The following is a 14621-nucleotide window of genomic DNA, read 5'->3' as shown; positions in this document are numbered from 1 at the left end:
CTGCCGTGGTGACACGGAACGCGACGCCCGGACAGCAGCGTCCGGACTTGTGGCCTTTACCGCTGAAGACCGCCATCTGGGCACCCTGGTCGTCGAGAAGCGTCAGTTCAGCTGTCACGTCGTCCTCGGGGATCCCCGAGGCCGGAGCGACCGACAGGTACTGGCCGCCGCTACCGACAGCAGCCGGCCCGACCGGCTCACAGGCGCCGTTGACGCAGAGCCGATGACTGGCAGCATCCGGAACATCGCCAGGCGACCACCAGACGAGGACGCCGGACCCGCACTCCAGGGTCCCAGTCGGACCGGCCCCCGCAGCTGGTGGCGGTCCCCAACGAGGCCAGTCCGACTAGCGCAGCCACGAGCGCAAGTCCAGAAGGCACGGACACCCTCGGAGTCTCACAGTCCGGCGGCAACTTCGCAGCTCATCCCGCTCCCGCCACTGAGACGCGACGCGCCACTCGACGTCGGGGCTCCCCGGGGCTAGAGGCGGACGGGGGTGCGGTCGCTGGGCCAGTTGGGTTGGAGGAGGTGCCACTGGGACGGGTCGGCCCGGATGAGGTCCTCCAGGACCTCGGCGATGTCCTGGGTGAGGCGGGTGACGTCCTCGCGGAACGAGCCCTTGCGCTCGACCGGGAGCGGGGGCTTGACGACGGCGAGGTGGCCGCCGCCGGGCTCGTCGTACATGGCGACCGGCAGCAGGGTCGCCCCCGTCCGCAGCGCCAGCGTCGCCGGGCCGGCCGGCAGGGTGGTGCGCTCGCCGAAGAACTCGACCTCGACACCGCCGCCGGTGATGTCGCGGTCGCTGAGCAGGGCGATCACGTGCCTCGCCTTCAGCGCCTGCGACACGGCCTTCCCGGCCTCGGGCCCCAACGGCACGATGTGCAGGCCCATCTCGCGCCGGAACTCGGTGAACCACTCGAACAGCGCCGGCGGCTCCAGCCGCTCGACCACCGCCGTGACCGGCACCTCGCGCACCCGGGCCAACCACTGGGCCATCCACTCCCAGCTCCCCAGGTGCGGCAGCACCGCGATCGTCCCTATGTCGCCCTCCAGCGCCGCCGCGAAGTGCTCGTAGCCCTCCACCCGGAAGCGGTCGTCGAGCTCGTCCTCCGTCGTGCCCGGCAGCCGGAAGGACTCGGCGTAGTAGCGGCCGTAGGACCGGTAGACGTCGCGCACCCGGTGCCGCAGCGCCACCCCGTGCAGCCCCGGCGTCACCCGCTGCTGGTGACGCTCCACGATCTGCCGCTTGGGCGTGGGACGCAGGGCGAACAGCCCCGCCACCCACGGGGCACCGCCTTCCACCACGCGCTTCGGCAGACGCTGGGCCAGCGTCGACGCGAGCTGGTAGGCCGGCGTGATCAGGTCCACCGACGAGCTACGACAAGCAGATCGTCAGCGGGCGTTGCGGGACGTGCGCCGCGGCAGCACGCGCCGGCGACGCCATACCTGGCGGGTCGACCGGGACACCCGGCGGGTGCGCCAGCGTCCCCGCAGGGGCTGCGACGGCACCGGCGCGGACGCCTGCCGCCACACCGTCACGAAGCGCTGGCCGGCGGTGAACAGCGTCAACACCAGCATCACCCACAGCACCGGCACGAGCAGGCTGTCGAACAGCAGGCCGATGCCCAGCATCACGAGCCGCTCGGCCCGCTCCATGAGGCCACCCCGGGCCGAGAAGCCCAGGCCCTCGGCCTTGGCCCGCTCGTAGGAGACGAGCATCGAGGCGCCCAGCACGGCCATCGGCAGCACGGCGATGCGGCCGCTCCCCGGCTGCGACGCCAGGTACCAGGCCACGCCGCCGAGCAGCAGGGCGTCGCTCACCCGGTCGACGACCGAGTCGAAGAAGGCTCCCCGCGGCGACGCGGTGCCGGAGGCCTTGGCCACGGCACCGTCGAGCACGTCGGGCACGGCGGTCAACACGAGCAGCAGGATCCCCGCGCTCAGGAAGCCGTTGGCGATCGTGACCGACGCGGCGCCGGCCATCACCAGACCGGTGGCGGTCAGGTGGTTGGCGGTGATGCCCGTCCGGCGGATCTGCTGGCCGACCGGCCGCAATCCCGTCTCGAACGTGCTCCGCCACCGTCCATCGAACATCGTTGGTCTCCTGGATCGGGCACGCAGCTCCGCTCGGCGCAGTCGGCGGGCGGGGGACACACCACGTGCTCCCGTCAGCGTAACCACCCACCGCCCTCGTCTGCGTACACCCGCTACCCTCCCCGACACGGCACGAGTGACACACGGCACCCCTGTGGCCCGAGCGGCCCGGCGCCGCCAGGCGCCAAGAGCGGGGTGGCCACGCGTGGCTCGACCTCTCGGCCGCGAAGCGCCGAGCACTCGCAGATGCAAGGAGTCGCACCACTCCAAGGGGGGAGCCCGGTGAAGAGCTACTCGACCGCGCAGATCCGCAACGTCGCTCTCGTCGGCCACGGTGGCTCCGGCAAGACGAGCCTGGCCGAGGCGCTGCTCCACCGCGCGGGTGTCATCAGCCGCATGGGGCGGGTCGAGGACGGCACGACGACCTGCGACTTCGACCCCGAGGAACGCCAGCGCGGCCTGTCGCTCCAGCTGGCGGTGGCACCGTTCGAGTGGCACGACCACAAGGTCAACCTGATCGACACGCCGGGCTACGCCGACTTCGTGGGCGAGGTGGCCGCGGCGCTGCGGGTGGCCGACCTGGCGGTGTTCGTGGTGAGCGCCGTCGAGGGCGTGGAGGTGCAGACCGAGGTGGTGTGGCGCATCGCCGCCGAGCTGGGCCTGCCCCGGATGGTGTTCGTCAACAAGCTCGACCGGGAGCGCGCCAGCTTCGACCGCACGCTGGCCCAGCTGCGGGACCGACTGGGCGCCGGCATCGCCCCGCTGGAGCTGCCGATCGGCGAGGAGGCCGGCTTCCGGGGCATCGCCGACCTGCTCACCGACCGGGCGCACCTCTACGAGAACGGCATCCCCACCGAGGCCGACATCCCCGACGAGATGGAGCAGCTCGAGCACGAGGTCCACGAAAGCCTGGTCGAGGGCATCGTGGTGGCCGACGACGACCTGCTGGAGCGCTACCTCGAGGGCGACGTGCCCAGCGTCGCCGAGCTGGAGCACACCCTCCACGACGGCATCGCCGCCGCCACCGTGTTCCCCGTGATCGTCGGCTCGGCCACGGCGGAGATCGGCATCGACCGCCTGGCCGACTTCCTGGTGGAGATCGGCCCCTCCCCCCTCGACCGGCCCGTCACGGTCAGCGCCGGCGACACCGAGGTCGAGGTGCAGCCCGACGCCAACGGCAACCCCCTGGCCTTCGTGTTCAAGACCGTCGCCGACGCCTACGTCGGCCAGATCAGCCTGTTCCGGGTGCTCTCCGGCACCATCGAGCCCGACGACCACCTGCTCAACACCCGCAGCAGCAACGACGAGCGCCTCCACGGCCTGCTCTGCGTGCGGGGCAAGGAGCAGGAGCCGGCGAAGCGCCTGGTCGCCGGCGACATCGGGGCGGTCGCCAAGCTGAGCGCCACCGCCACCGGCGACACCCTGTCGCCCAAGAACATGCCGGTCTCGGTGCCATCGATCGTGGCGCCGCGGCCCACCCTCGCGGTCGCCGTCGTCCCCCGGACCCAGGCCGACGAGGACCGGCTGGTCCCTGCCCTCCACCGCCTGCAGGACGAGGACCCGGCGCTGGTGGTGGAGCGCAACGACGAGACCCACCAGACGCTGCTGTGGGGCACCGGCGAGACGCACCTGCAGATCACGATGGAGAAGCTGGGCCGCAAGTTCGGCGCCAACGTCGACACCGAGGACGTGCGGGTCGCCTACCGGGAGACCGTCACCGATGCGGCGAACGGCGTCGAGGGCAAGCACAAGAAGCAGACCGGCGGCCACGGCCAGTTCGGCGTGTGCGTGATCGACCTCGAGCCGCTCCCCCGGGGCGAGGGCTTCCAGTTCGAGAACAAGGTGGTGGGCGGCGCCATCTCCCGGGGCTACATCCCGGCGGTGCAGAAGGGCATCGAGGAGGCCATGGGCGCCGGGGGCGTGAACGGCTACCCGGTGGTCGACCTGAGGGTGACGCTCACCGACGGCAAGGAGCACTCGGTCGACAGCTCCGAGATGGCGTTCAGGGTGGCCGGGCGGCTGGCGTTCCGGGCCGCCATGGCGCAGGCGTCGCCGGTGGTCCTGGAGCCGATCAGCCGCCTGGAGGTCACCGCGCCGCTCGACCAGCAGGGCGACGTGATGGGCGACCTCAACTCCCGCCGGGGCCGGGTGCAGGGCAGCGAGGCCGACGGCAGCGGCGAGGGCACCGTCGTCGCCCTGGTGCCGACGTCGGAGATCCAGCGCTACGCCATCGACCTGCGGTCGCTCACGGGTGGCCGGGGCCGCTTCCGCGCCGACCACGACCACTACGACGTCCTCCCCGCCAACCTGGTCGACGCGGTGCGCCGCGAGGTCCAGCACACGGACTAGCGGCGGCTCAAGTCGGCTCGACGAACACGGCCAGGGGCAGGCCCAGCTGCTGCATCTCCGCCAGCGCCGCCCCCGCCTCGGGCGACAGGCCCGGCTGCTGCCCGGCGAGGAACAGGCTCACGTCGAGCACGCCCGGGTCGACCCCGGCGGCGGCCATCTCGGCCTCGACCAGCTCCCGCAGCTCGGCGAAGCGGGCCTGCTCGGCCCGGGTGCGCGGCTCGAAGTACGACAGCTCGACCGCGCCCTGCCGGTGCCGGAACTCCTCGATGGGCGGCCCGACCACCAGCGTCACCGTGGCCGTGGCGGCGGCGTCCCCCGGCGACAGCACGCGATGGTCCCGGGCACCGGTGGCGAACGCCGGGGTCACGTAGGCGTCGAGGCCCACCCGCTCCAGCTCCGACAGCAGCGACCAGCCCTGGTCGCCGATGGCGACGGGGTCGACCCACTGCACCAGGTAGCGACCGTCGGGGCCGCCGCCGGGAGCGCCGTCGCGCCGCAGCGTCTCCACCGCGGCCGGCGCGACGCCGCGGATGCCCTCGGTGAGGCTCGCCACCGGCTCCTCCCGGTAGGCAGCCGACCAGGTGGAGGACCCGACCACCAGCACCAGCCCCACGGCCAGCACCGCCGGCCCCCGCCGGCGCCAGCCCTCCGGCAGCTCGCCGGCGGCGTCGACCGACACCGCGAGACCCCACACCGTCGCCACCGCCAGGAGCGCGGCCGTCCCCCAACCCCAGAGGTGCAGGTAGAACCACGGCACCCCGGAGATCCGGGTCAGCGACAGCAGCCCGACCACCAGCGAGACCGCCAGGACCAGGTCCAGCCGCAGGAGCGACTCGTCGCGCCGGCGCCAGGCCAGAACCACCGACGCCGCCCAGGCCAGCAGCAACGCCACCGCCCGCAGCGTCGCCCCCGGCCCGCCGTGCGCCTCGCCGGTGACGAACCCCCACGGATCGAGGCGCGAGAACCAGATCTCCAGGCCGTCCCGCAGGCCGATCGGTGGGGTGAGCGGGTCGCGGAACCCCTCGACGACGACCGTCAGGTTGCCGGTGCCGCTCCGGAGCTCCTCGACGAGCGCCGGCGCCCACAGCAGCAGCGCGAGCCCCGCCGACCCCGCCAGCCACACGCCCGCCCGCCGTACCTGCGCCGGCTCTCCCCGCTCCTGCCAGGCCCGCCCGACCACCGACGCCACCGCCAACCCACCCAGCACGCCCACCATCACCACGTACGAGATGTGGGTCTGGGCGCAGAACGACCCGGCGAACACCGCCACCGGCAGCCACGGCAGGTCGTCGTCGAGCACCGACCACACGGCGAGCAGGAACACCACCCACCACAGCACCGGCATGAACGGGTTCCAGGCGTGGGTCATGATCTCGGGGCCGAAGGCCCGCATCGCGACCGCCAGCGCCGCGGCCACACCGAGGCAGGCCCACAGCCCACCGCGGCGCCGGGCGATCACCAGGGCGACACCCACGGCGACGGCGTTCAGCACCGCCACCCCGACCTCCATGCCCCAGGCCGTGGAGCCGAGGAGCCGGTAGGTCGGGGCCAGTGCGTAGAAGCTGAGGGCGCCGGGGTGGCTCCCCTGCAGGCCGAAGCCGCCGAGCCGTCCGGGCAGGCCGACCAGCGGCGGGTGGGCGAGGCCGACGTCCCGGACCCGCATCTCGGTCATCGCCAGGTCGTAGAGCGGGTACCACCGGGGGCTGTGGGCCACGCCGGCCGCCACCGCCAGCGGGATGGACAGCAGCGCCGTGAGGCCGACCACCACCGTGAGGGAGCTGTTCGGCCGCGTCACCAGCGGGTGAACGTAGCCCACCGGTCACCCGCGCTACGGGGGCGTCAGCTCGGGACGTTCGCCTCCACGGCGGCGACGACCTCGTCGCTGAGCGGCTCGGTCTGCGGGGCGAAGCGGGCGACGACCTTGCCGCCGGGTGCCACCAGGAACTTCTCGAAGTTCCAGCGGATGTCGCCGGTGTGGCCCTCGGCGTCGGGCACGTCGACCAGCTGCTGGTAGAGCGAGTGGCGGCCCTCGCCGTTGACCTCCACCTTCTCGGTCATGGGGAAGGTGACGCCGTAGGTGGTGCTGCAGAACTCGGCGATCTCCTCGGCCGTGCCCGGCTCCTGGCCCATGAACTGGTTGCAGGGCACGCCCAGCACCGTGAAGCCGTGGTCCTTGAAGCGCTCGTGCAGCTCCTCCAGTCCCGTGTACTGCGGGGTGAGCCCGCAGCGGGAGGCCACGTTGACGACGAGGACGGCCTCGCCCTCGAAGCCGTGGAGGTCCAGGTCGGACCCGTTGAGGGCGTGGATGGGGGTGTCGTACAAGCTCTCGTCTGCCATGACGTCGCACGCTACCGGCGCCATCGCGCTAGAAACCCGGCATGGACATGTCGAAGCTGGCGCCGGCGGACGCTGTGGTGGCGTTGCGCAGCTTGGAACGACGGTACCGGGCCCTCTTCACGGGTCTCGGCGACGACGAGTCGCCCGACGAGGTGGCGCACCGGAAGGCGAGCAACGGGTGGACCGGGGTCGAGCACGTGGTGGCGGCCGCGTGGGCGATCGCCGCCTGTGACCGGGCGCTGCAGCGGGTGCTCCGCGAGGACACCCCGCACCTCGACCCGAGCGACGTCGACCCGGCGCTGCGCGACCGCCCCGGCTCGCCCACCGGCCCGGTGCACGAGCGCCTGGCCGAGCTCGGGCTGGAGGCCAACGCACTGGCCGACCGCGTCGACGGCGTCGCCGCCAAGGACTGGGAGCGCCTCGGCCTCCTCGACGACAGCAGCGCCCGCCGCGTGAGCGCCCTCGACATCGTCCGCAGCGCGGTCGACGCCGGCGTCACCCACCTTCGGGCCGCCGAGCTGACACTGAACGAGGTCCGGGCCTAGCGCCACGACCGAAACCTCGACAGAGGTGGCGCCATAGCGACGCGCTCTGTCGAGGTTTCGCCGGGCTACAGGGGCTACAGCAGCGGGCCGCCGGCGGCGGCGTTGCGGTGGGCGACCGTGGCCGTCATGAGATCGGCGCGGACGGGCGCCCACCACTCGAAGTCGACGCACGGGACCCAGCGGCCGCGCTGGTCCTTCACCTCGAGGCGCACCGTGTAGGCCTGACCCGGGTCGGGGCGCCACTCCGGCGGCACCTGGCCGAACTCGGCGAACACCTGCACGGCGTCACGGCCCTTCACGGCGAAGGGGGCGGCGGCGTCGAGGAAGTCGTCCATCGAGGGCGACACCTTCTTGCGGACGCTCGACCAGTGGAACTCGTGCACCCGGTCGACGATCAGGCGCAGGTCGGCGACGACGATCGGCACCGCACCCGTGTTGAGCAGCACGAAGGGGAAGCGCAGCCGCAACGTGGGGCCGGGCGGTGTCGCGTAGGTGTCCGGCGCCGCGGTGGTGATCCGCCCCCGACGGAGGAAGACCCACCAGAAGGCGGCGATCGTGAACACCAGCGCGAACAGCGGAATCAACGTCATCGGGCCCCAAACGTAGGCGTTTTCCGCAGGTTGCCGGACCGGCCTTCGCCGGGTTAGGACGCAGCCTCGGCGTCGAGGTCCGACCAATCCTCGGGGTTGTCCTCCACGAAGTGCTCGACGATGGCGCCGTCGACGCCGTCGACCAGCACCAGGCCCCGCTTCTCGGGCGGCGCCTCGGCGGAGTACAGGAGGATGCGCCAGGTCGGGCGGCTCAGCAGCCCGCGCCAGCCGAGCTGGGCCGACGCGTGGCCCACCGGGAAGCCGACCTCGCGGCTGGCGGCCACCAGGGCGTCGCGCTCGTCGACGCGGAGGTTCCAGCCCGCCACCAGGTGGTAGAGGCCGAACGCCGCCAGCAGCGCGGCGGCGTAGAGGAAGCCGTCGTTGACATAGGGCGAGTCGACCGTGGCCCACACGGCGACCGCCGCCGCGGCGACGATCAGGTAGAGGTAGCCCGGGATCCGCCGACGGTTGTTGTCGGGGAACATGTACGGGCCGACGTAGCCGGCCGCGTCGAGGTCCTCCGGGAGCTCGTCGACGACCTCGTCGTCGCTCGGGACCGTCTCCTCCGACACCTCGGGCACCTCAGGCACCGTGCGAGGGTAGCCAGGCCGTCACGGAGCGGGCGACTCGGGAGCGGGTGCCTCGACCTCGGCGGCCGACGGCGTGCGCGGGCCGTAGATCTGCAGGTAGGTGATGCCGCGGATCGACTTGTCGGCCACCACCTCGCGGCCCTCGGTACGGCGGGCGGTCAGCCCCGGCTGGCCCTGCCGGGCACTCACGTACACCACCACGTAGTCGGGCTCCTCCCCCACCACCGGCAGCCGCCCGCAGCGCTCCTGCGACACCAGCGCCCAGTAGCCGTCGACGGTGACGTCGTCACAGCTGCCGCCGCCCATCTCGACCACCTCGGCGATCAGCCCTCCGGCCTGCTCCACGCCCTCGCCCCAGCCCACCCGGAGCGTCTCGGTGGCCTGGCCCGACCCGCCCAGCGCCGGGTTGAAGTAGGCCAGCCCCCACGGGGACACCAGGAACGCGTGCGCCCCCAGCAGCGCCGCGGCACCGCCCGCGACCCAGCGCAGGAGATCCGGCCGGTCACCCGCGGCGAAGGCGTCGACCACCCCCGCCAGCACCACGCCGACCACCACCGCCACCAGCAGCACCAGCATCAGGCCGTAGCGGTCGAACTGGCGGGCCGAGATGCTCAGCCACGCCAGCGGCGGGACGGCCATCAGCGTCACGGCCAGCGCGAACCCGCGGGTGGCCGGCTGCAGCCACACCGCCAGCAGCGACACGACGCCGGTGACCATGAGCCACGGCGTCATCCGGAACGGCAGGGCGACCAGGTAGAAGGTCGGGCCGGGCGTCAGCACCGAGTCGCCCAGGAAGAACTGGCGCTGCCCGCCGGCGTCGCTGCCCAGGGCCGCCTTGGCCAGCAGCCGCAGCTGCCCCATTGGGTCGCCCCACAGGGCCGGGTTGCCCAGCACGAACAGCACGCCGGCGGCCAGGCCGGCGAAGATCAGCACCCGGAACAGCGGCCGCCACCCCGAGCCCACGCCCCGGCGCCCGAGGGCCCGCCAGGTCGCCCACAGGACCATCAGGCCCAGCGGCGGGACGAGCAGCAGCACCGCCGTCGCCTTGGTGAGCACCGCGGCCACCAGGAGGGCGCCCGCGAGTGCGCCCGTGCGCCGCTGGCCCGCCCACTGCGTCACGTTGGGGAGGCCCAGCGCCAGCGCCGCCGCCACCAGGGCGGCCAGGCCCAGCAGGGCGAGCAGCTCGTCGGTGTGCAGCACGGCGCCGTGGGCGACGAGGAACGGCTCGGTGGCGATCAGCACCCCGGCCACGCCGGCGGCGAGGCGCCCGACCCACGCCACCAGCAGCAGCACCACCACGGCCAGCAGCAGGCTGGTGAACAGGGCCATCGTCAGCTGGGCGACGTCGAGGCCGCTGCGCGTGTAGGTGAAGCCGCTGGCCCCGCCCCGCGACGCCGGGTCGGTCGAGTCCCACAGGCCGAAGCTGGCGCCCGCGGCCCAGATCCCCCGCCCGATCGTGCCCACCCACATGGTGGTGATGCCGGGCAGCGAGTCGCCCTGGCCCTGGGCGGAGGCGGCCGTGCCCTTGAAGTCGAACGACGACAGCGCACCCCAGAAGCGCGACGACCGCATCATCCAGCCGCGCTCGTCGGCGGTCTCGAAGCTGGCCAGCGCCGTGTAGGCCCGCAGGCCGAACGACAGCAGCGCCACCCCGAGCGTCAGCCACAGGGTGGTGCGGGGCGCTCGCTCGGGCCGCTCCCGCTCGGGCGGCGGGCGCTCGTCACGGGCCTGGCGGGCGGCCTGGCGGCTCTCGCGGCGGCGCCGCAGGTAGCTGCCGGCCTCGTCGTCCCAGACGCCGTCGCCGTAGCCGCCCGCGTCGGTCTGCGGCCCGGCGGGCCACTGGGTCGGCGGCTGCGGTTGCCGCTGGCGTCGAGCCGGACCCGGCGGCGGGCCAGGAGGACCGGGAGGACCTGGTGGTGGTCCCGGACGTCGGCCCGGAGCTCCCGGTGGCACCCCCGGCGTCGGTGGCGGTGGGGGCTGCGGCCACTCCCACCCGTCGGACGTCACGCGACCGGCCACGCTTCCCGCACCTTGCGCCACGTGGCGGGCAGCGCCTCGGGCAGGACACGGGTCTCGGCGATCGACGTCATGAAGTTGGAGTCGGCCATCCACCGGGGCAGCACGTGGACGTGCAGGTGCGAGGGCACCCCCGCCCCCGCGGCCTCCCCGAGGTTGATCCCGACGTTCACGCCCTGCGCACCGTAGGCGGTCTTCACCGCCCGCACCCCAGCGCGGACCCCGGCCCACAGCTCGGCGGCCTCGCTCTCGGTGAGGTCCTCCAGCTCGGCGACCTCGCGGTAGGGCATCACCAGCAGGTGTCCGCTGGTGTAGGGGTAGGCGTTGAGGATGGCGAACACCTCACGCCCCCGCCACACGATGTAGGCCTCCTCGTCGGGCAGGCCCGCGTCGAGGATGCGGCGGAACACCGAGCCCGTGCCCGCGATCTCACCGTTGCCGGCCGCCGCCACGTAGGCCGTCCGCCAGCCGGCCCACATGCGGTCGAGGGTCACCTGCGGGCCGCGATCTCGGCGCGGAGCCGCTCGACGAACGTGTCGACGGGCAGATCGCGCTCGACCGCGCCTCCCCGCGGGTTGTCGCCGACGGTGGAGCCGGCGACGTCGTCGTCGCCCACCACCAGCACGTGGGGGATCTTCTCCAGCTTGGCCTTGCGGATCCGCCCGCCCAGCGGCTCGTCGGCCTCGACGGTGTCGGCCCGGAAGCCGTCGCCCTTGAGCCGCTCGACCAGCTTGCCGGCGTAGTCGTGGTGGTCGGAGCGCACCGGCAGCACCCGCACCTGCACCGGCGACAGCCAGGTGGGGAAGGCGCCGGCGTAGTGCTCGGTGAGCACGCCGAAGAACCGCTCGACCGACCCGAACAGCGCCCGGTGGATCACCCGCGGGCGATGCTTCTGGTTGTCGGGGCCGATGTACTCCAGGTCGAAGCGCTGCGGGAACTGGAAGTCGACCTGCAGGGTGGACATCTGCCAGCGGCGCTTGACGGCGTCGCGGATGTGCACGTCGATCTTCGGGGCGTAGAAGGCGCCCTCGCCCTCGGCCAGCACGTACGGCACGCCGGCCGACTCGATGGCGTACTTGAGCGCCGTCTCGGCCTCGTCCCAGTCGGCCGGGTCGCCCACGAACTTCTCGGGGCGGGTGGCCAGCTCGGCCTCGAAGTCCTCGAAGCCGAAGTCGCGCAGCAGGTCGATGACGAACTTCAGCAGGCTGGCCAGCTCGTCCTGCAGCTGCTCGGGGGTGCAGAAGATGTGGGAGTCGTCCTGGGTGAACCCGCGAGCCCGCATCAGGCCGTGCACCACGCCCGACTTCTCGTACCGGTACACCGTGCCGAACTCGAACAGCCGCAGCGGCAGCTCCCGGTACGACCGCAGGTGGTGGCGGTAGATCAGCATGTGGAACGGGCAGTTCATCGGCTTCGGGTAGTACCGGTCGCCGGTGTGGGCCTCCTCGCCGGGCTTCTCGTCGAGGTGCATCGGGGGGTACATGCCCTCCGAGTACCAGCCGAGGTGGCCGGAGATCTGGTACAGGCTCTCCTTGGCGATGTGCGGCGAGTAGACGAACTCGTAGCCCGCCTGCTCGTGGCGCTGCCGGGAGTAGTCCTCCATCAGCCGCCGGATGAGCCCGCCCTTGGGGTGGAAGACCACCAGGCCGGAGCCGATCTCCTCGGGGAAGCTGAACAGGTCGAGCTCGGCGCCCAGCTTGCGGTGGTCGCGCTTGGCGGCCTCCTCCAGCTGGTGGAGGTGGTCCTCGAGCGCCTGCTTCGACGCCCAGGCGGTGCCGTAGATGCGCTGGAGCTGGGGGTTGCGCTCGTCGCCCCGCCAGTAGGCCCCGGCCACCCGCATGAGCTTGAAGTGGCCCAGGTGCTTGCCGGTGTCGGGCACGTGCGGGCCGCGGCACAGGTCGACGAAGCCGTCGACGCCCTGGAACGGCGGGTGCTCCTTGGGCTTCGGCGGCGGGTTCTCGTAGGTGCGGACCTGGCCGGCGGCGCTGGTGCCCGACATCGGGTCGGTCGACGCGTTGTCGATGATCTCCAGCTTGAACGGGTGGTCCTTGAAGATGGCGCGGGCCGCCTCGGCGTCGATCTCGTCGCGCACGAACGGCTGGTGCTCCTTGATGAGCTCGCGCATGCGGGCCTCGATGCGCTCCAGGTCCTCGGTGCTGAAGGTGGCACCGCCGGGGAGCTGGAAGTCGTAGTAGAAGCCGTCCTCGACCGGCGGCCCGATGCCGAAGGTGGCCCCCGGGAACAGGTCGAGCACCGCCTGCGCCAGCACGTGGGCGGTGGAGTGGCGGATGGTGTAGAGGCCCTGGGCCGAGTCGGCGGTGACGATGGCGACGCGGTCGCCGTCGTGCAGCTCGGTGACGAGGTCGCGCTCCTCGCCGTTGACCTCGGCGATCACGGCGGCCTTGGCCAGCCGTGACCCGATCGAGGCCGCGAGATCCCCCGCCGTCGTGCCGACGGGCAGCTCTCGCTGGGAACCGTCGGGCAGCGTCACGTGGATCTCGGCCATGAGGGGCGAGATTACCGACCCGCCGGCACCCGCCCCGAACCCTTTGGTGGTCTTAGCGGATCCCGACGCGGGACCACGGGCCCCAGATCGCGAACGTCACGCCGCGGCTGGCCTGGATGTTGACGAAGAGTGTCCTGCCGTCGGGGCTGAACGTCGCCCCGGCGAACTCGTCGCCGAACCGCGGGGTGCCGGTGCTGCTCACCAGCCGGTTGAGGGCGAGGTTCCAGATCTTCCCCTGCGGCGTGAGCGCACGCAGGTAGTTGTCGCCGCTGCTGTCCTCGCACAGCACCAGCGTCCCTCCGGGGCTGGCGGTGACGTTGTCGGGCAGGTCGAGCACATCGGGCCCCGGCGACTCGTAGACGAGGCGCAGCCGCTGGCGGAGGGTGTCGTAGGCCCACACCTGGCCGCTGCCGTTGCCCCAGCCGCCGACCGGGTCGCTGGGGCCGGGCTCCGGCGTACCGCCGCCCTGGGTGGAGGTGAAGTACACGACGCCCCGGTCGTAGGTGGCGCCCTCGAGCCGGGAGAAGCGGGCCGCACCCTGGGCCCGCCCCTGGCTGCCCACGTGGTTCAGCGCGGTGTCGTTGGCGGTCGGAGCGGTCTGGCCGGGCGTGTAGGGGAAGCTCGGGTTGGGGTCGTCGATGTCGACCCACCGCACCCGGTAGGAGGCGCCCGGTGCCTGCGACGCCGCGAGGTCGGCGCCGGGCCGGCCGACGACGGCGAGCATCTGCAGGCGGCCCTGGTTGTCGATCCGCCGTGTCAGCAGCGGGTGGCGCTTCGGCTTGTACCGGTAGAAGCCCGAGGGGAAGCCGAAGTTGTCCTCGGTCATGTACAGCACCCCGTGCAGGGGGTCGACGGCGACGGCCTCGTGGAGGAAGCGTCCGGCCGCGGTGATGGGCTCCCGGTTCGACTCGCCGTGCGCCGGGACCTCGAAGACGAAGCCGTGCCGCTGGGTCAACGGCACGTTGGACACGCCGGTGAAGTCGGGCCCCACGTCGGGGCCGTTGACGGTCTCCTCGCAGGTGATCCAGCTGCCCCAGGGCATCGGCCCGCCGCTGCAGTTCATCTGCGTGCCGTTGAGGCTGGTGCGGGCCGACACGACCTCGCCGTGGCGGGTGACCTCGACGGTGGTGGTGCCGCCCTGGGCCATCGGGTCGTAGGCCTTGCCGGCGTCGCCGAACGCCGGTCCCGGGGCGTTCACCTCGTGGTTGCGGACGAGCACCACGTTGCCGTGCGGTCCCCGGAACGCCGCCATCCCGTCGTGGCGGCCCGGGAGGACCGTGCCGTCGTCGAGCACGACCGGCGACTCGGTGTCGTGGAACGAGCGGTACGCGAACCCCGGTGGCAGCCACAGGCGCACGATGCCGTCGCGCTCGTCCGGCAACGGGCCCAGCGTCGGCTGCGGCGTCGCGGCCGCCGGGCCGGCGAGGAACCCCGCGAAGCCTCCGAGGGTCGCGGCCGTGGCGGTTCCCGCCGCCGCGCTCGCCAGGAACGTCCGCCGGTCGAGTCCACCCATGTTCACCCTCCCTTTGCCTGTCAGCCAACCACAGTCTCGCGCCGGAGCCCACCGGGCGGTCGGACGACGGACGTGCGAGCA

General features: G+C 72.9%; 12 protein-coding genes. 2 read left to right on the top strand and 10 right to left on the bottom strand.

The genetic code is table 11. The features are described from left to right. Positions 1-480 precede the first annotated feature (480 nt). Both VK611_05335 and VK611_05330 read right to left on the bottom strand, forming a co-directional pair. Positions 481-1368, bottom strand: coding sequence for a phosphatidylinositol mannoside acyltransferase (locus VK611_05335; GenBank protein ID HMG40728.1), 888 nt, complete (start codon positions 1366-1368; stop codon positions 481-483). Between the two features lie 24 nt (positions 1369-1392). Continuing rightward, positions 1393-2094, bottom strand: coding sequence for a CDP-alcohol phosphatidyltransferase family protein (locus tag VK611_05330; protein ID HMG40727.1), 702 nt, complete (start codon positions 2092-2094; stop codon positions 1393-1395). 282 nt (positions 2095-2376) lie between these two features. On the opposite strand from VK611_05330, the gene fusA reads away from it, so the two are divergent. Next, complete coding sequence (gene fusA, locus VK611_05325; protein ID HMG40726.1) at positions 2377-4443, top strand: elongation factor G; 2067 nt, start codon at positions 2377-2379, stop codon at positions 4441-4443. Positions 4444-4450: 7 nt separating this feature from the next. Here fusA and VK611_05320 read toward each other — a convergent pair whose 3' ends face one another. Both VK611_05320 and VK611_05315 read right to left on the bottom strand, forming a co-directional pair. After that, positions 4451-6238: a hypothetical protein gene (locus VK611_05320; protein HMG40725.1), complete on the bottom strand. Its 1788-nt coding sequence runs from the start codon at positions 6236-6238 to the stop codon at positions 4451-4453. A gap of 44 nt (positions 6239-6282) precedes the next feature. Then, on the bottom strand, positions 6283-6780 hold the full coding sequence (locus VK611_05315; GenBank protein ID HMG40724.1) for a glutathione peroxidase: 498 nt from the start codon (positions 6778-6780) through the stop codon (positions 6283-6285). Positions 6781-6821: 41 nt separating this feature from the next. Here VK611_05315 and VK611_05310 point away from each other — a divergent pair, with 41 nt between their 5' ends. Continuing rightward, the gene (locus VK611_05310) at positions 6822-7325 is read left to right on the top strand and encodes a hypothetical protein (protein ID HMG40723.1); all 504 of its coding nucleotides are present in this window, start codon (positions 6822-6824) and stop codon (positions 7323-7325) included. A 74-nt stretch (positions 7326-7399) separates the two neighbouring features. Here the strand turns inward: VK611_05310 and VK611_05305 are convergent, their stop codons facing one another. The 6 genes from VK611_05305 to VK611_05280 are packed head-to-tail and all read right to left on the bottom strand — an operon-like array spanning position 7400 to position 14540. After that, a complete protein-coding gene (locus VK611_05305; protein HMG40722.1) occupies positions 7400-7915 on the bottom strand; it encodes a hypothetical protein in 516 nt (171 codons plus the stop codon). 53 nt (positions 7916-7968) lie between these two features. Then, positions 7969-8505, bottom strand: a complete 537-nt coding sequence (locus tag VK611_05300; GenBank protein HMG40721.1) for a hypothetical protein — start codon at positions 8503-8505, stop codon at positions 7969-7971. A 21-nt stretch (positions 8506-8526) separates the two neighbouring features. Continuing rightward, positions 8527-10524, bottom strand: a complete 1998-nt coding sequence (locus VK611_05295; GenBank protein HMG40720.1) for a hypothetical protein — start codon at positions 10522-10524, stop codon at positions 8527-8529. Next, positions 10509-11015, bottom strand: a complete 507-nt coding sequence (locus VK611_05290; GenBank protein ID HMG40719.1) for an HIT domain-containing protein — start codon at positions 11013-11015, stop codon at positions 10509-10511. The genes VK611_05295 and VK611_05290 overlap by 16 nt, the downstream gene beginning before the upstream one ends. Beyond that, positions 11012-13027 carry a threonine--tRNA ligase gene (gene thrS / locus VK611_05285; protein HMG40718.1) on the bottom strand — a complete coding sequence of 672 codons (2016 nt, stop codon included), beginning with the start codon at positions 13025-13027 and terminating at the stop codon, positions 11012-11014. The genes VK611_05290 and thrS overlap by 4 nt, the downstream gene beginning before the upstream one ends. 52 nt (positions 13028-13079) lie before the next feature. Beyond that, the gene (locus VK611_05280; GenBank protein HMG40717.1) at positions 13080-14540 is read right to left on the bottom strand and encodes an alkaline phosphatase PhoX; all 1461 of its coding nucleotides are present in this window, start codon (positions 14538-14540) and stop codon (positions 13080-13082) included. Positions 14541-14621 lie beyond the last annotated feature (81 nt).

The organism is Acidimicrobiales bacterium (assembly GCA_035316325.1).
Taxonomy (GTDB): Bacteria; Actinomycetota; Acidimicrobiia; order Acidimicrobiales; family VFJN01; genus DASXTK01.
The sequence above is the reverse complement of the archived record's forward strand: the minus strand, read 5'-3'. Positions and strand labels throughout refer to the sequence as shown.

Bases quoted from the DNA above. Each gene is read 5' to 3' on its own strand.
- VK611_05330 (HMG40727.1), bottom strand. From the start codon at position 2,094: ATGTTCGATGGACGGTGGCGGAGCACGTTCGAGACGGGATTGCGGCCG.
- VK611_05315 (HMG40724.1), bottom strand. From the start codon at position 6,780: ATGGCAGACGAGAGCTTGTACGACACCCCCATCCACGCCCTCAACGGG.
- VK611_05310 (HMG40723.1), top strand. From the start codon at position 6,822: ATGGACATGTCGAAGCTGGCGCCGGCGGACGCTGTGGTGGCGTTGCGC.
- VK611_05305 (HMG40722.1), bottom strand. From the start codon at position 7,915: ATGACGTTGATTCCGCTGTTCGCGCTGGTGTTCACGATCGCCGCCTTC.
- thrS (HMG40718.1), bottom strand. From the start codon at position 13,027: ATGGCCGAGATCCACGTGACGCTGCCCGACGGTTCCCAGCGAGAGCTG.
- VK611_05280 (HMG40717.1), bottom strand. From the start codon at position 14,540: ATGGGTGGACTCGACCGGCGGACGTTCCTGGCGAGCGCGGCGGCGGGA.